The following is a 21,714-nucleotide window of genomic DNA, read 5'->3' as shown; positions in this document are numbered from 1 at the left end:
CACCATGAATGAAGATTTACGACAACCATTAGGTAAAATTGTTTTACAAACCCTTGCTATGCCAGCAGACACTAATGCCAATGGGGATATTTTTGGCGGTTGGCTTATGTCACAAATGGATATGGGCGGTGCAATTTTAGCAAAAGAAATCGCAGGAGGGCGCGTAGTTACCGTCCGTGTTGATGGTATGATTTTTTTGATGCCAGTTACGGTAGGTGATGTTGTTACTTGTTATTCAAACTGTATTAGAACTGGTAAAAGCTCTATCACCGTTCAAGTAGAATTATGGATAAAAAAAGTATCATCAGAGCCCATTGGACAGAATTATTGTGCGACTGAAGCAGTATTTATATATGTTGCAGTTGATCACAATGGTCATTCACGATCTTTATTAAAAGATAAGCAGAATTTTATTCTTTAAGTTAACTGGAAAAATAAATTATTGTACGCTTACAGGGTGTTCTTCAAATATTAGAAAAAATCTCAATGATACATATCATATGCAATTAATCCTATTGAGTATTCTTTTATAGTGCGTGTTATTTAAAATAAAATTATCAGAAGTTAATAATCGAAGCTAAAATATATACAATTTTTCTAGATTTCAAAATTGTATGGTTGAATATTTTTTTAAATTGATTCTGCAGTTAATTTGAAGAGTACTGAGAGTCATAAATAGATGCTATAGATTACATTATTGGTGAAAACTGAGAGGTTTTTTACAATAGCATGTTTACTTTTAATAAAAGCTCCTGTTATTATATTTAGTGAAAGGAGCGTAGAATAATTATTGTTATAATGATCATGAATTTTTATTCAAGAATATTCAAGAAGAGGTTGGATAAAATTTTTACTGAGGACAAATAGAGTGTTTCTAAGTATTAGATTTTAGATGCAATAGGTAATCATTATGATTTGTTTCTTTAGTTTTTATATGCAATTGTATTGATCGACTTTTAGACAGAAAAAAAATTCTCCTGAAATATTTTTATGGATAATAATCTTATTATACTAGTTATGGGTTTCAATATTTTAATAGATAATCAATTTTATTATATTTCTAAAATTTTTTTAATAAAATAAGTGGTTTTGATGCTTCTGTTAGATTTATTAAGTTAACACTTTGTGTTGATAAATGGATGAATTAATGCATATTAAAAATATGTAGCTGACCTTTTTCAATGATTCCACCGATATTGATGATTCAATTGATATTGATCTCTATTTTTTTATATTTCCTTATTTTATATACAGCATAAATAAACAAAGTGTTAAATTATGTAAAAAGTCTTATCATGAAAGAATTATGAGATAATTTGTTCTATAAACAATGTTAATAATATTTATTAATTATAAAAATTATTTTACCTATAAAAGCTTTTTCTATTTTTACATGAAGAATTTATATTTTACTTATTTATTTTGAGATTTATTTCAAGGTTCTAAAGATAAAAATTCATGTTCTTTCATTTCTTTTAGATGCGATCAATGTATGGTTTTGATGCAATTAATAATTATCTCTTAACCGTAAAGATCTATTTTTTACCAGTTGCATGTAGTAATATTATTACTTACGAAGTTTAGATTAAAGATGTCGATGATAATAGAGAAATCATAGACGGATTATTAAATAGATTATATATAATATAAAAACGTAAAATGCATTATTTTGCGGATTAGTGATAATCTACTTTTAATCTAATATGTTAATATTTTAAATGTACCCACAGAGACAAGATTAGGGGTATGTCTTGTAAAAAACAAAGTCCTTTTAGATGTTAATTAACATTGCTAGTAATTGTACAAATAAAAGGGATAGATTGTTGAGATTTATGATTTTCATTTTTTAGATTTGAGATTAATTTAAATAGCACTCCAGATAGTAAAATTTAGATAAGATTTGGATAATAAAAATATCATGATAAATAACACACTTACAACTGTGAAAGTATAAAAGGGATTTGTTTAGTTATAGTTCTTATATATAAATATATATAGTATATGCACTCATATTCTCTCTTTGAAAAATTTAAAATATTCTGTAGGATTTGAGAATTTTTTTAAGATAATTTATAAATGAAAATGATTAAGGTACAAAATATCTGAACATTGTCGTTAGATCCCATCTCAATATAAAACACTTTATTATATGTAAAGCAAATCTTATATATATATATCAAGGTAGTATATTTTCTTTTTGAGTAAGGCAATAGTCCTAAATATTACTTTTTATTATTATATGGCAGAATCAATGAAAGAATTATTTCATATGACAGAACAAAACAATATTACTGAACAGAGATATTTTTTAGAAGAGATGGCAAGAAAAGCACTGCAGTTAATTACATCTAATTGTGATGGTATGGAGATTACAATCCTTAAAATGAGTAGTGTTAGTATTAGGACTAATTATGGAGCTATAGAAAATATTCAATTCAATAATGATTCTGAATTTTATGTTACTATTTATTATAACTCTTGTACAGGTACGGTTTCCTCTACTGACTGTAATTTAGACGCCATTAAACAGGCGGTCAGCTCTGCTTTTAATATAGCGCGTTATACTTCGCATGATCAACATCGTGGTGTAGCAGATCGTGAATTATTAGCCTTTAATAGTCTTGATTTAGACTTATATCATCCGACAGAGCTCAATATAGATCATTTTATTGATTTGGCATCTCGGGCGGAAATGGCGGCGCTGCAATATGATCAACGCATCATTAGGACTGAAGGTGGTCATTTTGATGGTCGCGTGGGTATTAAAGTTTTTGGTAATACACATGGAATGGTACAGAGTTATTGTAATAGTTGGTATTCATTAGCTAGTCATGTTATAGCAGAAGAGAACGGCAGTATGGAACAAGATTATGCTTATACTGTCAGTCGAGCAATAGAAGATCTTCAATTACCAGAAGATATTGGTCAAAAATGCGCTATTCGGACCTTATCGCGTTTATCTCCTCGGAGATTATCTACCATGCAATCACCCGTCATCTTTTCTGCAGAAGTTGCCACAGGTCTTTTTGCATTATTAGCTTTAGCTATTAGTGGTAGGCAGATCTATCGTAGATCTACATTTTTATTAAAGAGCATGGGTCAGCAAATTTTACCTGGATGGCTTAGCATTGAAGAGCATCCGCATTTATTAAAAGGAATAGGTTCATCTCCCTTCGATAGCGAAGGTGTTAGAACTAAAAAATGTGATATTGTTAAGGATGGCATATTAAAGAGCTGGCTTCTTGATAGTTACTCAGCACGTAGATTAGGCTTACAAAGCACTGGACATGCAGATGGGATCCATAATTGGATTTTTCTTGGTTATAAAATTCATTTTAACGATATGTTACAACAAATGGGAACAGGTCTTTTGGTTAATGAATTAATAGGTCAAAGTGTTAATAAAATGACAGGAGATTATTCACGTGGTGCGTCAGGATTTTGGGTAGAAAATGGAATAGTACAATATCCGGTTAGTAAGATTACTATCGCTGGCAATCTAAAGCATATGTGGCGAAATATGATTTCTATGGGAAATGATATCGAAAATCGTAGCAATATTCAGTGTGGATCTGTATTGTTATCTAGCATGCAGATATCTGGAGAGTAATGTATTTAATGCAGATCGCAAAGTAAAGCATTTATGATTTTTTGTGTGAGATATATATAATTTTACTTTGTTTTAAATAATGCAAAAGAGTTTTAATTCATTAATTTTTCTTATATACGGCAGATATATATGCAAAATACTGTTAAAAGAATAGATTAACTCTTTTACCCTAGCTTCATAAATGTTAGATATATTTTTTAATTTTATTTTAAAATTTCCAGAATGAAATAAATTTTTATTACTAAAAATCAATCTTTAACAAAGAAAAATGAACAATTTTTAATCTTCATAGATTGTTAAGTTATATTAGATGGCAATATATGGCATGTAAATGCTGTTTATATCGATTTTTTTCATATAATTCAAATTATTTATTTTACGATACATGATCGATTAATAAATATTATTAAAATAATATTTATTATATTCTATATACTGGAAAGATAACATTTAAGTTATTAACTAGTAGCAATCTTTTTTAATTTTACAATATATTTCCTCTTCTATTTAAATACAATGAATAAAGTATAACTTATTAAAATTTTATACTGTATATATAGAAGATATTTTTTATAGAATTATATTTAGATTTTTTTGAAAATAGATAACCTTTAAATCAAAAGATAATACATTAAGACATGATCGCTATTTGATTATAATATTGATAATATTGATTATATTGAACTATATCTATAAGAATTATAGGGAGATATTTGTTTTGTCAAAGAAGACAGTAAAATATAGATCGATGCTGCTTTGATTATCTCTTTAATTCACAGTTTAAAAACATATATTTAATAATCTTTATTATATATCATGTTTAAGTAAAAGAATATAAATTATTCTAATGTGTTGCGTATTAAACCTGCACGGATCTTAAATTATAGCCTATCAAAACATGTATGAATTCTGTATCTATTATATTTTTATATTTCATAAAATGAAAATCATGATTTTGTGTTTAAAAGTATTTTAGTACTCTTTATTGTGACATAATATATCATATTAAATGTATTGTAGATTTTTCCGCTAATTATAGTAATAAACTATGTCTTTAAAAGACTTTATCTTATATTAGCGGGTGGATATCGTCATATAGTGTATTACTGTGTTCAGTATATTAATAACTCTTAAGAGAATAATCTTCTTATTATAAATACGAAGTGAATATATCGATTAGATATTTTTTGATAAATAATATTTTCATACAAAGATTATAGAGTAACACAATGATTTCTAAAATGACCTGGCGTAGTATTTTTCTGAGTGAAAAAGAAAAATTTTATTTTAAGCATATTGAAAATATGGTATCTCGTGAACGAGCAGCTGGTAAGATTATCTATCCCCCTAATTCTGCTGTATTTAATGCTTTTTATTTGACAGAACTATGGAAGGTTAAAATAGTTATTCTCGGTCAAGATCCTTATTCTGGACCTAATCAGGCGCATGGGTTGGCTTTTTCTGTGTTGCCTAATATTGAAATCCCCCGGTCTCTGAAGAATATATATCAAGAATTGCTTAATGACATTCCGGGATTTCAAGTGCCATCTTACGGATTTCTAAAGAGTTGGGCAGATCAAGGGGTGTTATTACTAAATAGTGTTTTAACCGTAGAATCTGGAAAACCCCGATCTCATGCCCATTTTGGCTGGGATATTTTTACTAATAAAGTGATTTCGATTATTAATGAATACTGTGAAAAAATAGTTTTTCTCTTGTGGGGTTCTCATGCTCAAAAAAAATTTAGTTTAATTGATAGTAAGCGCCATTATATATTACGTTCATCACATCCGTCTCCATTTTCTGCGTATCGTGGATTTTTTGGTTGTTCTCACTTTTCAAAAGCAAATCAATGGTTGAATAATATAGGAAAAACAACTATCGATTGGGTTCCATGATGATCAGCAATAATATTATTCTATATTTTAATATTCATTAAGCATGATTGTTAAAAATTGTTAAAGATAACTACAAGATTATAAATTTTACATATTTGGTCAAACATTTGCTTAAAAGTACGCAAAGCGTAAATCCTATAAAAACAGCAGCTATGTAATGAGGCTACTGTTTTTATAAAATGTTTATTTTATATTAATTCTATTATCTGAATCTAATCAGTATGAGTGATTTTTCTTTGAGAAACAGCTACCATCGCAGGACGAAGAAGACGATTATTAAGCATATAACCTTTTTGCATTACCATTATTACATGGTTTGGCTCTATGTCTGTAGAATCTATCATCGTCATAGCTTGGTGAATTTCTGGGTTAAATGGTATGTTAATTGTACTAATAACTTCTACTCCAAATTTTTTAACTGCATTTAGCAATGACTTCATTGTTAGCTCAATACCTTCAATCATTACTATTAGCTCAGGATTAGCTTTATCTGCTATTCCCAGTGCTCTTTCAAGATTGTCAATCACAGGCAATAATTCGTTAATAAATCTTTCTAGAGCGAACTTATGTATTTTTTCTATTTCTGATTTCGTTCGGCGTCGAATATTTTCAATTTCAGCTTGAGCGCGAAGTTGTATATCACGCGCACTATTTTTAGATTCAGCTAACTGTATCTCTAATTCAGTAAGGCGTTTATCACGTTCCTCTATTACTTCTGTAGCCTTCTCTTTGATCTTTGTTTCTATTTCTTCACTCTCAATGGTCTCTGAGACTGGTATATTAGGAATATTATGTTCTTGACTACTCATAAATTTCTCCGCGTTTGTGCATATTCATTGCGCTGCTTTGTTTATTATGGGGGGTTTATATCACAGTTTCAAGAGAAGTGTCATTATTAGAGAAATTTACTTTTCAAGGAATATTAATAAAATGAATCAGCCCTTTAGTTGTATTGGGATTGTTGGATATCCGCGCTATCCTGCTATGCTTGGTACCTGTAATATGCTGTATCATTGGTTAATTGATACAGGTTATCAGGTTATCATTGAGAACAAGATTGCGAATAAATTAAATATATTAGAAAGAATAGCTACAGGTACTTTGTCGGAGATTGGTTGTGCTGCTGACCTTGCAATAGTAGTGGGTGGTGATGGTAGTATGTTAGGAGCCGCGCGTGATTTAGCGCGATATGATATTAAAGTGATAGGTATCAATCGCGGAAAGCTAGGATTTTTGGCTGATCTTGATCCAGATCATTCACAAAAACAGCTCTCAGATGTTTTAGAAGGACATTATGATATTGAAAAACGTTTTTTACTAGAAGCTCACGTATTGAGTCAATTAGGATCGCCTTATATTGGCACTGCTATGAATGAAGTAGTACTCCATCCAGGTACAGTAGCACACATGATTGAATTTGAAGTATATATAGATGCGATGTTTGCTTTTTCAGAGCGCTCTGATGGTCTTATTGTTTCCACACCTACAGGCTCTACGGCTTACGCACTCTCTGCCGGAGGGCCTATTTTAACACCATCATTAGATGCTATAGCTCTTGTGCCGATGTTTCCGCATACATTATCAGCTCGCCCACTAGTAATTAGCAACAATAGTAGTATTTGTTTACGATTCTCATGTATTTGCACTGACCTAAAGATTAGTTTTGATGGTCAGATAGCTATACCTGTTCAGAATAATGGAGATATTCTAATTCGTCGCACTAATTATTCCCTTGATTTAATTCACCCTAAAAATTACAATTATTTTAGTATACTGAACTCTAAACTTGGATGGTCAAAAAAATTTTTTTAAAAATTAATTTATATCGTGCTCTTTATAGTTTCGCATAGAAAGAAAGGATTAATTCATTTTAATGAGGTAAAAACTATTTTATGTTATGTACGATATAGGCAGATTATGCGCGAGAAGGGTTCACGTTAGTGTTGAATAGGTGGATACATAAAATCCTCGAAGGTTGTGCACTTTTCAATTATCTGTGCTTTTCTGAGGATGGCTTCTACTGCTTGTTCTTCTAGATCAGTATTGTATATATTTTTCATGAGTTCAGTATTTGCTTGATATTGAGTTATGACCTCTCTTGGATCGTCATAAGCAGAAGCTATTTCTTCTATTAATGCTCTAACACGTTCTTTATTAGCTGTAATATTAAAGTTATGGATAACTTGACTAAAAAGCAAATTTACTAGTATGCTATATTTTGTTTCTTCAAAAGAAAGCACTTGAGAAGCATTCTCTTTTTTTTTGGTTGTATTATAATAATTATTATTTTTTTGGTTTCTCAAAAGAGCCATTTTACTATTCACTATCTCATCTGGAATCTCTATGTAGTTTGTTTGTACTAACCCGGTAACAACCTGTGATTTTATAAAATGACGCACAGCGTTGTTAAGTTCACGTTGCATATTTTGACGTACTTCTGCGCGCAGTTTTTTAAGGGAACCTTCTTTAACACCGAATTTTTTAATAAAACCTGTATTGATTTCTGGAAGAGTGTATGTTTCTACTTTTTTTACTAGAATGTTAAATTTTATCGTTTGCCCCTGTAACTCTAAGTTATTGTAATTTTTTGGAAAATATACTTCATTTGTAAAATGTTCACCTGTTTTATGCCCAATAATACCTTCTTCAAAAACAGAGATCATCTGCCCATCCCCGATGATCAATACAAGATTTGATTCTTTAAAATTTGACAATGCACGGTTGTTTTTTGAGCCGCTAAATTTTAGCGTAACACGATCTTTTGTTTTAACAGGAGCATTAGTTTCCTTCCAGATAGCTTTTTGTTGGCGAAGTATTTGTATCATTGAATCAACATCGGATTCAGTAACTGTTATAATTGGTTTTTCAATTTTTATATTTTCAATTCCTTTTATCTCAATAGCTGGATACACATCAAATTTAACAGAAAAGGTAACATCTGTATCATTTGTGCTCTCGAGTGCAATATATACTGGGCTGCTGGACGGGTAGAGTTGATTTTTTATCATCATATCCATCAAGTAACGCTGCATTAATTCGTTAATCACGTCTTGTCGAACGGAGTGACCATGACGCTGTTCTATAATATGAAGCGGAGCTTTTCCTGGACGAAAACCATCGATTTGTGATTTTTTTGCTATTTGTGCTAGTTTTTTTTTCACTGTATCTTCAATCACTATTTTTTCAATAGTGAGCGTTATACACTTATTCAAAGCCTGTATATTTTTTGTTAAATCTTTCATTTTTACCCCTGAATAACCTACTGCGTTTATTTTTAAGAAAATATTTTATATCGTTAAGAATATAATTCTTGCATGAAGATACTGCGTTAACTTTTGATTGATAAAGTTTTTAATAGAGAGAATTAATTATATCAAAATGAATCACAGTCATATCGTTTTATCTTGAAAAGTTTTTAATAGATTTAAATCGATAATTAAGACTATATTATTTTATTTACTTACATGATTTGAGCTTCATGACAGGATAATTATCAATTTATGAGGATAAAAAAGATTTTTATAGATTATTATTAATAATAGAAAAGATTAAAATTTTTTTCTTTATAATACTTCTACTGCATAATATTATTACACATCACTAGTATATTACTAGTTGTGTCGATAATAATCATAAATCATCATATTTTTGTATTATTATCTACTATTCTATCGTGATAATTAAATAATTACGTTTATAATCAAACATAAACAGATAATACTCTAAATCTATCAAATATTATTGAATATTATTCAATATAAAGTGGCTCAGATATTGTATAGTACATAATGCTAATTTTCTTCTATAGTTTTTTGATTTATTCGTGTTATATGTGCACCTTAATTATGAATAAAAACAAACACAAGATGTATAATATCATATATATGATATTCAATTATATTGGTAATTGAAGATTGAAATGTAAAAATTAATCCCTCATAGAGGTTTATTTAACCTTGTCTGCTTTTTGCAGAAACACTGAAAGCATTATTTATCATAAAATAATAAGCATCTGTAATTATTTACCCTTACATTTATGTCAGATAAAGTGTTATATTGAAATAATATTCAATATGTTTATGCTGTATTTTGTGAAATATGTGAAATATATATTTCATTAAAAATTTCTCACTATTATTTATAATGCTATACTAGAAGTTCATGCATTTCTTATTTCTTAAATAAAAAGTTTTTCGTTAAGTAATGCGGTGTTATATGATAATTAACTATATCTACATTATATATACCCCTAATATAGGGGTATATATAGGTATAATGCTTTATTAAATTACTGGTTTTCAATATCTTGAATATCTTTAACTTCAATTTCCACACGTCGATCTGGTGCTAAACAGACAATCAATTCTTGTTGATTATGCACTGCATCACATGTATGTGTAGAAGCTGGGTTAGCACTTCCTTCACTATGTGAAGAAATCTGATCGCTAGGTACGCCCTTATTTATTAAATAGTCTACAACTGCTTGAGTTCGTTTTTCAGATAGTTTTTGATTATATTGTTCCGAACCAATACGGTCACTATAACCTACTACTACTATAGAAGCATCTTTTGTGTCTAGACTATTAACTTTAGTGTATAATTGATCTAAGATCTTCTGACCATCTGCATTTAGATTAGCTTGATTAAACGCAAATAGTACATCAGATTTTAAAGTGAAATGATTATTTTCTGGAGCGGAAGGTGATAAAGGAATAATGCTCTCTTCTTCATCTTTACCAAAATGATAAGCCACACCGATATTGAGCAAACTACTGTCAGGACGTGCACCAATAGTTCTAGCATTTCCAACATTATTTACCCATTGGTAATCTAATCGTGTCGACCAATTTTTATTGATAGTATATTCCATTCCCAGTGCTATAAGTGGTGATACACCGGTATCTTTGGAGCGCAGTTTAGCATTGGTTGGATTAGTCTGTGCTGTATTCGCATGCCACATCATGCTACCTAAACGGGTATATGCATCAAGATTATTAGAAATGGGATAGTTAATTTTTGCTGCTAGCTGGACTCCTTGTGCTTTAAAGGCACCATGAACAGTCTTACCTTTATTTGGCATGCGACCCAACCAGTCATATCCTAAATCAAAACTCAAATGCGGATTTGCTTGATAACCAAAAAATATACCGGAACCTAGCTGGCTCCGATGATTCGGGCCATCATTTTTTTGGTATGAGATATTAGAGTAACCGGTATCATCGTAATGAGACCAGCCCAATTTAACACCACTATACCAAGTGTTATCTTTAGGAGTGGCTCGCGCTACTGTAGCAAAACTAGCCAATGCCACTGCAATTGCGATAGCTGTTTTTTTCATTTTTTAGGCCTCGTTATCATTTTAAATAAGCAATGAGCATAAGTTAGCTCTTTCGGTTCATCTCTTTCCAAGTGATTCAGGTTATTTATTTTTCTGCATAATTATATAAGAACTTGGTATCTTAACGCACTAAAGTCTACAACGTACTGAAAAACTTACAAGTATGTTGTTGCATACCCTGATATAATAATAAGCGGAAATATAAACTATAACAAAGCTTCTGTGTTTGAGGAATGGGTATGAGATAATAAAATATTATTTTAATATATTAACTTAGGCTCATGGTTGTAATGTTTAATACTGTGATTACAATTAGAACGATAAAGTGTTCTATGTAGTATTAATAATCTTTAAGATCATTCTGTGTGATATCTGGTAGACATCTCAGAAAACATTTTTTAGTACATGTACTATATTATATATGGTGTTAGTAGTTATATGCTCTGTATTATGCGCTTGTCTCCAGGTTAGTGAATAGGAAGTTGATAATGATTATAATATAATCTAATCTGAATTGAGTAAAATTTTTACAAGTATAACAAATAAGTTTTTCTAGATCTGTATAAATAGCCATAATGTTTTTGTGAAATTAAAATGCACGAATGATATGTATAGCATATATAGTTCTATGAAGACCAGGTTTTCTGCTTTTATATATGCTTTAAGTATCGTCCAGGACAATTTAATAGCTAAAATATTTTATTTTACAATATAATACTGTATTTAATTGTATTAAAATCATAATTTTTCTAGAGTAGATAATAAATAAAAATGATGTAAATGTTATAGTGCTAATATAAATAGACTGCATACGTAAGAGAAATGAAATATTCTAATGATAGAAATCACACATATTAGGATACACCGCAAAAGCAGAGTCGATCTAGCATTTTTTATAAAAATATTAAATTTTGCTTTAGTATTTTTGAGAACGGAAGAAGATGTCAAAAGACATGTTTTGGTAGTTTTAGTACAGAAAAGCGCTAATAAAAGTTGATTAGCAATCATAGGTATCATGTATGATGTATGTTTTTTATACAGAAGGTTAATTTGGGATAAAAATGATAATTAAAAATTTATTTATTTTGTTAAGATGTTGTTAGTAAATAATATGTTTAATTAGTTTTTATGCTACAGCAGACCTCTAGTTGATCGATCTCATAAAATATATAAATATACACATAGGGTAATATGTTATGTATCTCAAATATTAATTATAATTAAAGGATACTTATAACGGTGACCATAAGTAAAAATAATTTAATCAAGAATGTTAAGCTCTCGTATAAATTTGCATAAGTTAAATGTTTTAGAGAGAGATCTGTTTTTTATTAAAATTACCAGAAGGCTAGAAAAATACAGTGATTCTAGTTAAAATTCAGAGGATTATATAAAATTTATCCTGTATTTTACTATGACTATCGTAATAGTAGATACTCAAAACAAACTTTGCATAGCATAAGGTGATGCATGATGAATCTCATGATGAATCTCACTTTATTAAATCAAACTGTATTCAGCGCTTTACCTAATTTATCATCTTAACTTGAGAATAGCTATGTTGAACGCATTTAAACTAGAGAGCAGTCGTCTGCGTCGACTTGTTTTGGGGGATCCCAATAGTAGCGATAATCTTAGTGAATCAATTTGGGTAGATCTCGTTGGGCCGGAAGAAACACAACGTGCTCGTGTACACAGCGTACTAGGTCAAGTTTTAGCTACAAGTCCAGAATTAGAAGATATAGAGGCTTCAGCTCGATTCTTCGAAGATGAAGATGGCTTGCATATTCATTCTTTTTTTCTATATGAGGACGTGGATGATCATGTTGGCAATTCAACAGTAGCATTTACTATCCGTGGAGGTCGTTTGTATACCTTACGTGAAAGAGAGCTGCCAGCTTTCCGCTTATATCGCATGCGAGCGCGAAATCAAGTATTAATTGATGGTAATGCCTATGAGATTTTACTTGATTTGTTCGAAACAAAAATTGAGCAGTTAGCTGATGAAATAGAAAACATCTCTAGTAATCTAGAAAAATTTAGTAGAGTAATTATGGAAGGTCAGCAGGGGGATGAATTTGATAATGCTCTCTTAGCGCTGGCAGGTCAAGAGGACATAGGATGGAAAGTACGCCTTTGCTTAATGGATACCCAAAGAGCATTAAACTTCTTGGTGCGAAAGACTCGGCTACCTTACAATCAGTTAGCACAAGCGCGTGAAATTTTGCGTGATGTGGAATCGTTACTACCGCATACTGAATCACTTTTTCAGAAGGTAAATTTTTTAATGCAAGCAGCAATGGGTTTTATTAATATTGAACAAAGTCGTATTATTAAAATTTTTTCGGTAGTATCAGTAGTTTTTTTACCCCCAACATTAGTAGCATCGAGCTATGGGATGAATTTTTCATTTATGCCAGAACTGCGATGGAGTTTAGGATATCCATCAGCAATACTGCTAATGATATTAGCAGGTCTAGCCCCTTATGCTTATTTTAAGCGAAAAAAGTGGTTATAAAGTTATTTTTCATGTTTTTAGGTTCTATGTAGATAATAAGGATTGATTTGAATTTTTTTAATTAAGCGTATATCTAAATAATAGATTGGATGATGTCATCATGATGACTTTTAAGTGCTCTAAATACTAAAAATAATTTGTATTTATATCTTTATCTACGTGATTGCGACCCTGAATGGAGTAATTAATAAGAATTTTCAGTTTTGATTTGTAATTCTTTTGGTATTTGAAATATTACATTTTCTGCATGACCAAGAAGCTCTAAGCTGCATGTGGCACCAAGTTGCATGAGTTTTTGAATGACCTGTCTTACAAGAATATCTGGCGCTGATGCTCCAGCAGTGATACCAATACAGTTTATATTGCGCAACCACTTTTCCTGAATATCCTGATCAGAGTTAATTAAATACGATTGACATCCTAATTGTCTAGAAAGTTCTACTAATCGGTTAGAATTAGAGGAATTTTTTGAACCAACGACTAATATTAAATCAGAGTAATGCGCAAGATCTTTAACTGCTTTCTGTCGATTAGTTGTGGCATAACAGATATCATTTTTACGTGATCCGGTAATTTTAGGAAATCGAGAACGCAAAGCATTAATAATTTTCTGACTGTCGTCAATTGATAGAGTGGTTTGCATCATAAATCGTAGGTTCTCTTTATCTTTTACCTGCAGTTTAAATACATCACTTAATGTACTAACTAAATATATTCCACCATATTGGTTTGTATATTGTCCCATAGTGCCTTCCACCTCTGGGTGACCTTCATGGCCAATAAAAATAGCCTCTATACCTTGTTGGCTAGCGTGTAATACTTCTAGGTGAACCTTTTTTACTAATGGGCAGGTGGCATCATATACTTTTAAAAAATCTCGTTCTATTGTTTTATCACAAACTAATTTAGAGACACCATGAGCAGAAAAAATCACAATAGATCTATCTGGTATTTGATCTATTTCTTCAATAAAAACAACTCCTCGATTTTTTAATTTATTCACGACATAACGATTATGTACTATTTCATGACGCACGTAGATTGGTGCGCCATATATATCTAAAACGCGTTCAACGATACTAATTGCTCGATCAACGCCAGCACAAAAACCGCGTGGATTAGCTAGTAAGATTTTCATAATTGATCTCCAATACGATCAGATTGCAGTAATTAACATTAACCATGATATATTTCTAATATTTTAAACATAGAATAGAAAAATAATAGATTCTTTAAGAGATATTGAACCGCATTAAGAAACTTTTATGAAATTAAAATCTATTATATTAATAATCATCAGACCCTAGGAGTTTTTGTATATATTGACGCATGAGAACAGTGTTTAATTTTTTCTTTTTTATTGAAAATCGAGGCACTTAACAGAAACATATACAGAATTATTTAATATATCTATTTTAATCTCTAAATTGACTCTATTCTAGAATAAGATAAATCAATAGATATATTCTTAATTTATTGTATGCAGTTTATAGATAGATGGATATATGTTATCTTTTTGCTTTTATTAGGAGAATTCTATAAGAAAAATATCATTGAGTTGTGAGTGTTATCCACTACCAGTTGGCATTAGTTCTTGTGTAATTTTAAAATTACAATTTTACTCAATTATATATAATTTATATTAAAATTTTTTATTAAGTGTTTCTGCTATATATAAAATAGATCGATGAGTTATTAATTTATAGGGCAATCCTATATATTAATGACTAAGGATGCGGTTGTCTTGAAAGTTTTCTTTTTGACATTCTTTGAATGATAGTGAATAATTTTAAAGTTAAGATAGAACTTATATTAATTAGTCATTACTGAGAAATAATGTGAAGCTGACGATAAGTTTTATCTTAAGAGATCAAGTTTGAGATTACTTTCTAAAAACATTGAGTAATTTAATTATAAAAGATATTTGTAAAATACCCTATTATAATATAATTGCAATTTATTCTGTTTTTATTTTTTATTATTTATTATTTTGCTTAGTATAAGAAAAATAGACCCCATGCAGATTGCACTATCTGCAATATTAAATGTCGCAAAATGCCACTCACCAACATAAAAGTCAATAAAATCAATGACAAAGCCACGATAAATACGATCGTAAAGATTACCTAATGCGCCGCCTAGTATTAAAGTATAGAAAAGATTATTACATTTATCATCAGTATAGTTAAAATATATTATAACTAATAAGACCATAACTAGAATACTAGTAATACTAGATAATAACCAACGATGCCACTCGTCCTGACTAGATAAAAAACTGAATGCTGCACCAAAATTACGAGTATAATAAAAGTTAAAAAGTGGCATAATTGATATGGACTCATGCAGCATAAGATGCTTAATAATCCATTCTTTACTACTCACATCGATAATTACTACAAAAAGTGCCAACCATACCGAGCGCAATCTGTGACAATGTAAATTTAAATTGATCATGCAAATTTTCGCTCTTCACCGTCACCAATGATATTAGTAATACAACGATAACAAATGTCTGGATATATTATATGTTGGCCAATATCATTTGTGTGATGCCAGCATCTTGAGCATTTTTTATCGTTAGATTTATGAAGTACGATTTTAAGATTTTTTAAGAGCGGGCTCTGATGGGCGTGAGTAGGTGCATGCCTTATATCTAAAACTACCGCTTTAGATGTAAGTAAAACAAAACGCAATTCTTCGTTTAAACAAAGTAATTTATCTGATAACTCTGAATCTGCGTAGAGAGTTATATTAACTTCTAGTGAATTTCTGATGAGTTGATCAATACGAGCCTGTTCTATAATTTTATTAACTGCTCCGCGTACCTTTAGTATCTGATCCCAATACATGTTATTCATTATTTCGTGATCAGATAAGCTAAATAAATTGTCATACCATTCTTCAGTGAAGACGTATTTTGCCCTATTACCGGGTAAGTATTGCCATATTTCATCTGCGGTAAAGGAAAGAATAGGTGCTATCCAACGCACTAAAGCTTCGGAAATATACCATAATGCTGTTTGACAACTTCGGCGGGCTACACTATTAGCTTTAGTGGTATACTGACGATCTTTGATAACATCTAGATAGAAAGCTCCCATCTCAATAGAGCAGAAATGTACTATACGTTGCACTACTTCATGAAATTGATAAGTTTCGTATGAGGCAATAATAGCATTTTGTGCTGCCAAGGCACGACCTACTGCCCACTGATCTAATATTAACATCTTTTCTTTGCTTACTTTGTCTTTTATTGGAGAAAATCCTGTTAGATTAGCTATTAGAAAACGCGCCGTATTACGGATTCGACGATAGCTATCGGAAGATCCTTTTAGAATTTGATCAGAAAAAGCAATTTCTCCTGAATAATTAGTTGATGCTGTCCAAAGACGAAGAATATCTGCACCACATGTATTAATAATATCTAGCGGTCTGATGGAATTGCCCTGAGATTTTGACATTTTTCGACCTTGGCCATCTACGGTAAATCCATGAGTTATTACTTGTCGATATGGCGCCACTCCTTCTGTGGCTGTGGATATTAATAAAGAAGACATAAACCATCCGCGGTGCTGATCTGAACCTTCTAGATATATATCTGGTGTATTACCATAATATTCAGGATGATTTTTAATCACTGAATGAATAGTTGATCCTGAATCAAACCAAACATCCAATGTATCAGATATTTTACTATAATGTTCTGTATCAACATCGATCATCTCGTAGCTATGTAAATCCCACCAAGCTTGAATACCAATCCTCTCTACTCTTTTGGCAACTTTCTCCATTATCTCTAGTGATCTAGGGTGTATTTGATTGCTCTCTTTATGCACAAAGAGAGGTATAGGCACACCCCAAGTTCTCTGACGGGAGATACACCAATCTGGTCGATGAGACAACATGTTATGAATCCTTGTTTCGCCCCATTGTGGTGTCCAAGATACTGATTTAATGCTCTCTAAACACTGTGTACGCAATCCTTTTTGATCCATACTAATAAACCATTGTGGAGTAGCACGAAAGATAATTGGAGTTTTATGACGCCAGCAGTGTGGATAGCTATGATCAATGGTTTCCATGTGCAGTAAGGCGCCTTTTTTATCTAATATGTCAAGAATAATATCGTTAGCTCGAAAAACGTTTATACCATCTATTTTTGACCAAATTCCAGGTAGATAGCAACCATCTGGTCCTACTGGATTAATAGTTTGAATAGAATATTTTTGACTAACGGTATAATCATCTAAGCCATGGTCAGGGGCGGTATGTACCGCACCAGTGCCTGCGTCTAGTGCAATATGTTCACCAAGAATTACAGGAGAAACATGAGCTAGAAATGGATGTTGAAACTTCATCATTTCTAAAGACTTTCCTTGCAAAGATCCTAATACAGTCCATTGACTTACCCCAATACGAGCCATAATTGTATCAACCATATCTTTGGCAAGTATAATCGCTCTATCCATAATTTGGATCAACTGATAGCTGAATTTTGGATGTACTGAAATAGCGCGATTTGCAGGTAGAGTCCATGGAGTTGTTGTCCATATTATTATAGAAATTGGACCGTGAACGTAACTAGTAGTAAACTTTCTCTGTACTACTTTTTTATCTACAGCATTAAATAGAACAGTTATAGACGGAGATCTTTTATTTAGATATTCAATTTCAGCATCTGCCATAGCAGATCGACAATCTAAACACCATTGTACTGGCTTGATACCTTGATATACATGACCATTTTTAATGATTTTGCTCAATGTACGGATAATATTAGCTTCCGTTTGAAAATTCATAGTCTGATAAGGATTATCCCAGTCCCCTAATACACCAAGACGCATAAAATCAGATTTTTGCTCATCAACTTGTTTATTGGCATATTTCCTACAAGCTATTCGAAATTCTGCTGGGCTAATTTTTTCACCAGGTTTGCCGAGGAGCTTTTCAACCTGATGCTCAATTGGTAGACCATGACAGTCCCAACCAGGAATATAAGGTGCATTATAACCTGATAGGGTTTTTGATTTAATAATAATATCTTTTAGAATTTTATTAACTGCATGACCGATATGAATATTACCATTAGCATAAGGAGGTCCATCATGTAGCACAAATATTTTTTGTCCTATTTTTGCTGTTCGGATTATATTGTATAGCTTATCATTATGCCAACGTTTTAAGATATTTGGTTCTTTTTTCGCTAAATGACCTCTCATTGGGAAATTTGTCATTGGTAAATTCAAGGTAGTTTTATAGTCAATCATTAAGATTCTCGATTTCATATTTGCTGGTTGTATTAATAAATAAATACATATTAACTTATTAACTAAAACTAATGTGAATCTTACTTTGTGGTATAATAGTTAATATATAAGTGATTGATAATATGTTATAATATTCATGATATAATACTTTTATTTGTTTTTATTTTTTGAATTCTTTTCTTTTAAATAGCTGATATAAAATTAAAGATAATGGATGATTTATATAGTCCGATTATTTTATATAGTAGTGATACGTTATCATATAAGTTGTTGTATTTAATTTTTAATAAAATTAAATTAATAAAAATAAAATATTTGAATTTTATTCAACCTTTTGTTCCGTATTGATTTCTTATAATGCTTTTGTATATTTTTGTAAATATCATCATAATTACATATTAGTTATGTAAAAAGAGAACATCGCACCAGTGAATAAAATATAAATCTTGTATTCTTCCTGTAAAGAAAAAGAAGGTGTGATATTTTTATGACTGATTACCATAACAGTAGGGAAATAAAAAGAAAAATACTGCTATCTAAAAACTACTGTTTAAAATAGTTAAAAATCAAAAAATAATTTACTAAGCTTGTTCACATGTTACTGCTGGTTATTGTAATATAAGTTAAATTATTACGATCTTATAACTGTTTATAAGTTCATTCATGGGTTATTTGTGCTCTAGATATATTATCATACCTATTCTCATGATATTTATTTGATTCTTGTTTTACAAAACTTATTGACAATTATTAGAGTAAAGATAATACTTTAAAAAAGTTTAAACAGAAATGTTAAAAATATTATTGAGTTTAGGAGTAGAATTTTGGCTAACATTCAATCAGCTAAGAAACGGATCATAACATCTGAAAGACGTCGTAAACATAATGCAAGTCGCAGATCTATGATACGTACTTTTATTAAAAAAGTATATGTAGCTATTGCAACTGGTGATAAAATCATCGCACAAAATGCATTTCGTGTTATGCAACCACTAGTAGATCGGCAAGCTTCCAAAGGTTTAATCCACAAAAATAAGGCTGCACGTTATAAATCGAATCTCATTGCAAAGATTAAAATGATGCCTGAATCTAAATCTAGTAATAATATATCTAATATAGAATCCAATTTAGAATAGATATATTTATATAATATGAATTAAAATATAATATTAATTAAAGAAAAGATAATAATATGCATAACATGAAAAAGAGATAATTTTTACTAAAAACCAAGATTCTCTGTTTTCTGAAAGACTTCATCTATAAATAGAATATAATTAATCTTAACATTAAGATACACATAGATCATATTACTAATATTTTATTATTTTAATGTAAAAATACAACATCACTAATGCATATGCAGTCAATAGTGTTTGTGAGTAGTACTGAAAATAACAGTTATAATCATCATTATATTATTCTTTTATCATTCTTCTATGTAGATTTTATGAAATTTATATTTTTAAAAATTTATATAATTATAAATTTTTAAAAATATAGTCAGGATTTAGATCTAGAGAGATCTAAAGGAGATAATTGAATGTAGTTTTATATGTTTTTTATTTAAGTTTCAAGATACTGAACCAGGCTTTAAGGTGATGATTGCGTAAAGCATTCTAATAAAAACTTATATAATATTTAAATAAATTTGTATTAAAATATGCATAAAAGATCACCATGATTTATATAAATATAAATACTTTTCTTTTAATTTTTATTAAACATTAGCGATGTATTAACTTTTTCTTTAAGTAACCATTCTCCTAGGTCAATTAACTGGCAACGTTTACTGCAAAATGGGCGCCATTTATTACATTGATTCCATGTTGTTTTTTTACTACAAACAGGACATTTCACTATAGTTATGCAGCTCATAATGTTTCTCTTTTTTTGATGTATTACAGAATAATTTTAACGAAATAGTAAAAGAATTGAGAATGATAAAATGAGATTGTATTAAAAAAATTAAATCACATTTATAAAGGTTGATCCGTTTAGTTAATGCAATTGTTCGATATTTTTTTGTTTTTTTGATTTTTTTGTGTTCTAACAGGTAATAAGGATTTTACTATTCAAGATAGTATGCAAGATTTATTTTTTATTTAATATTATTTATAATTCAGAAGATATTTTTATCTAATTTTCTATGCATATGTTGGTATAGATAATAGCTTTTAACGTTAATTTAGTATGATACTCATCTTATCGCGTACCATTTTATTTATTACAAACTACTTAAATAGTATACTACTAAAGTAGTTTAATGATTCTGGATCATATGGATGTGTATTTAAATATTAGATAATATCATTATTTGTGTCATAGAAAATTCTTAAATAATTAATCTAATTTTACTTGCTAATTATAGAATAAGCATTAACAGACATTTAAGGATGCATGTTCTAAATATAAAAGATTGTTATCTCTTTTGAAGAGAAGCTTTAAAATCTTATTTTTTTATTAAAAATAAACGTATTTATTTGATAGGTGTTTTAATGTTTTTTTCGAATCTGTCTACCTTACTATAATGTATATGTAATTTTGTTTTATATTGTAAGTTGTAAGCGTTACTATCAGTGTTTTTACTCAACTTAGCAAAGTAATTATATGAAACGGATATCTTATGTTAGAGTGTTTCTTTAAAAGATTATAAAAAAGATATTAAAGATGTGCTATTGATATAATCAAATGTATTTGATATAGAATTAACATTCTATAATACTATCTTTGTATATTTTTTATATGATTACTCATGAGAGGATCTGAATATAATTAGATATTTTATTTGATCCATAAAGTCAAATGATTTTAAATACAAGACATATGAGCACCACATGAGTGGTATTCATATGTCTTGTATTGTTTTGTATATTTACGTTGAAATTTTGTAAATTAGACTAGAAAATCTTTAAGATCTAAAATCCAATAGTTCAGTATATGTTTTATTTGGAGCGGGAAACGAGACTTGAACTCGCGACCCCGACCTTGGCAAGGTCGTGCTCTACCAACTGAGCTATTCCCGCTAATTTATAAAATATAATTATTTATTGTATAATAATAACTTTAATTATGCAACG

At 29.9% G+C, this 21,714-nt stretch carries 13 protein-coding genes and 1 tRNA gene; 6 read left to right on the top strand and 8 right to left on the bottom strand.

Features of this window, described 5'->3' with window-relative positions; genetic code table 11:
* The first annotated feature begins 4 nt into the window (after positions 1–4).
* The 3 genes from yciA (at position 5) to ung (ending at position 5,508) form a co-directional block, all read left to right on the top strand.
* A complete protein-coding gene (yciA, locus tag ERCISPPS3390_RS02340; RefSeq protein WP_197095225.1) occupies positions 5–421 on the top strand; it encodes an acyl-CoA thioester hydrolase YciA in 417 nt (138 codons plus the stop codon).
* 1,848 nt (positions 422–2,269) lie between these two features.
* On the top strand, positions 2,270–3,610 hold the full coding sequence (gene pmbA, locus ERCISPPS3390_RS02335) for a metalloprotease PmbA (protein WP_197095406.1): 1,341 nt from the start codon (positions 2,270–2,272) through the stop codon (positions 3,608–3,610).
* Between the two features lie 1,229 nt (positions 3,611–4,839).
* The gene (gene ung, locus ERCISPPS3390_RS02330) at positions 4,840–5,508 is read left to right on the top strand and encodes a uracil-DNA glycosylase (RefSeq protein ID WP_197095224.1); all 669 of its coding nucleotides are present in this window, start codon (positions 4,840–4,842) and stop codon (positions 5,506–5,508) included.
* A 212-nt stretch (positions 5,509–5,720) separates the two neighbouring features.
* Here ung and grpE read toward each other — a convergent pair whose 3' ends face one another.
* Positions 5,721–6,317, bottom strand: coding sequence for a nucleotide exchange factor GrpE (grpE, locus tag ERCISPPS3390_RS02325; protein WP_197095223.1), 597 nt, complete (start codon positions 6,315–6,317; stop codon positions 5,721–5,723).
* A 121-nt stretch (positions 6,318–6,438) separates the two neighbouring features.
* Here grpE and nadK point away from each other — a divergent pair, with 121 nt between their 5' ends.
* Positions 6,439–7,320, top strand: a complete 882-nt coding sequence (gene nadK, locus ERCISPPS3390_RS02320) for an NAD(+) kinase (protein WP_197095222.1) — start codon at positions 6,439–6,441, stop codon at positions 7,318–7,320.
* A 125-nt stretch (positions 7,321–7,445) separates the two neighbouring features.
* Here the strand turns inward: nadK and tig are convergent, their stop codons facing one another.
* Positions 7,446–8,750 carry a trigger factor gene (tig, locus tag ERCISPPS3390_RS02315; protein ID WP_197095221.1) on the bottom strand — a complete coding sequence of 435 codons (1,305 nt, stop codon included), beginning with the start codon at positions 8,748–8,750 and terminating at the stop codon, positions 7,446–7,448.
* 1,046 nt (positions 8,751–9,796) lie between these two features.
* Positions 9,797–10,846 carry a porin OmpA gene (ompA, locus tag ERCISPPS3390_RS02310; RefSeq protein WP_197095220.1) on the bottom strand — a complete coding sequence of 350 codons (1,050 nt, stop codon included), beginning with the start codon at positions 10,844–10,846 and terminating at the stop codon, positions 9,797–9,799.
* A 1,558-nt stretch (positions 10,847–12,404) separates the two neighbouring features.
* On the opposite strand from ompA, the gene corA reads away from it, so the two are divergent.
* The gene (gene corA / locus ERCISPPS3390_RS02305; RefSeq protein ID WP_197095219.1) at positions 12,405–13,364 is read left to right on the top strand and encodes a magnesium/cobalt transporter CorA; all 960 of its coding nucleotides are present in this window, start codon (positions 12,405–12,407) and stop codon (positions 13,362–13,364) included.
* A gap of 184 nt (positions 13,365–13,548) precedes the next feature.
* On the opposite strand, the gene ispH is transcribed toward corA, so the two are convergent.
* The 3 genes from ispH to ileS form a co-directional block, all read right to left on the bottom strand.
* Positions 13,549–14,502, bottom strand: coding sequence for a 4-hydroxy-3-methylbut-2-enyl diphosphate reductase (ispH, locus tag ERCISPPS3390_RS02300; RefSeq protein WP_197095218.1), 954 nt, complete (start codon positions 14,500–14,502; stop codon positions 13,549–13,551).
* 830 nt (positions 14,503–15,332) lie between these two features.
* Entirely contained in the window at positions 15,333–15,821 is a 489-nt protein-coding gene (lspA, locus tag ERCISPPS3390_RS02295; protein WP_197095217.1) for a signal peptidase II, read from the bottom strand.
* Complete coding sequence (gene ileS / locus ERCISPPS3390_RS02290; protein ID WP_197095216.1) at positions 15,818–18,634, bottom strand: isoleucine--tRNA ligase; 2,817 nt, start codon at positions 18,632–18,634, stop codon at positions 15,818–15,820. The genes lspA and ileS overlap by 4 nt, the downstream gene beginning before the upstream one ends.
* Positions 18,635–19,458: 824 nt before the next feature.
* Here ileS and rpsT point away from each other — a divergent pair.
* Positions 19,459–19,770: a 30S ribosomal protein S20 gene (gene rpsT / locus ERCISPPS3390_RS02285; protein ID WP_197095215.1), complete on the top strand. Its 312-nt coding sequence runs from the start codon at positions 19,459–19,461 to the stop codon at positions 19,768–19,770.
* Positions 19,771–20,344: 574 nt separating this feature from the next.
* On the opposite strand, the gene ERCISPPS3390_RS02280 is transcribed toward rpsT, so the two are convergent.
* Positions 20,345–20,512 (bottom strand): DNA gyrase inhibitor YacG, encoded by a 168-nt coding sequence (locus ERCISPPS3390_RS02280; RefSeq protein ID WP_197095214.1) that lies wholly within the window; start codon positions 20,510–20,512, stop codon positions 20,345–20,347.
* Positions 20,513–21,584: 1,072 nt separating this feature from the next.
* Positions 21,585–21,660, bottom strand: a tRNA-Gly gene (locus ERCISPPS3390_RS02275).
* Positions 21,661–21,714 lie beyond the last annotated feature (54 nt).

The sequence above is a fragment of the Candidatus Erwinia haradaeae genome (assembly GCF_900698885.1).
Classification (GTDB): domain Bacteria; phylum Pseudomonadota; class Gammaproteobacteria; order Enterobacterales; family Enterobacteriaceae; genus Erwinia_E; species Erwinia_E haradaeae_H.
This window is presented reverse-complemented; position numbering and strand designations above follow the sequence as displayed.

Excerpts from the sequence above, each read along its gene's own strand:
- yciA (WP_197095225.1), top strand. The coding sequence starts at position 5 with ATGAATGAAGATTTACGACAACCATTAGGTAAAATTGTTTTACAAACC.
- pmbA (WP_197095406.1), top strand. The coding sequence starts at position 2,270 with ATGACAGAACAAAACAATATTACTGAACAGAGATATTTTTTAGAAGAG.
- ung (WP_197095224.1), top strand. The coding sequence starts at position 4,840 with ATGATTTCTAAAATGACCTGGCGTAGTATTTTTCTGAGTGAAAAAGAA.
- grpE (WP_197095223.1), bottom strand. The coding sequence starts at position 6,317 with ATGAGTAGTCAAGAACATAATATTCCTAATATACCAGTCTCAGAGACC.
- nadK (WP_197095222.1), top strand. The coding sequence starts at position 6,439 with ATGAATCAGCCCTTTAGTTGTATTGGGATTGTTGGATATCCGCGCTAT.
- tig (WP_197095221.1), bottom strand. The coding sequence starts at position 8,750 with ATGAAAGATTTAACAAAAAATATACAGGCTTTGAATAAGTGTATAACG.
- ompA (WP_197095220.1), bottom strand. The coding sequence starts at position 10,846 with ATGAAAAAAACAGCTATCGCAATTGCAGTGGCATTGGCTAGTTTTGCT.
- corA (WP_197095219.1), top strand. The coding sequence starts at position 12,405 with ATGTTGAACGCATTTAAACTAGAGAGCAGTCGTCTGCGTCGACTTGTT.
- ispH (WP_197095218.1), bottom strand. The coding sequence starts at position 14,502 with ATGAAAATCTTACTAGCTAATCCACGCGGTTTTTGTGCTGGCGTTGAT.
- lspA (WP_197095217.1), bottom strand. The coding sequence starts at position 15,821 with ATGATCAATTTAAATTTACATTGTCACAGATTGCGCTCGGTATGGTTG.
- ileS (WP_197095216.1), bottom strand. The coding sequence starts at position 18,634 with ATGATTGACTATAAAACTACCTTGAATTTACCAATGACAAATTTCCCA.
- ERCISPPS3390_RS02280 (WP_197095214.1), bottom strand. The coding sequence starts at position 20,512 with ATGAGCTGCATAACTATAGTGAAATGTCCTGTTTGTAGTAAAAAAACA.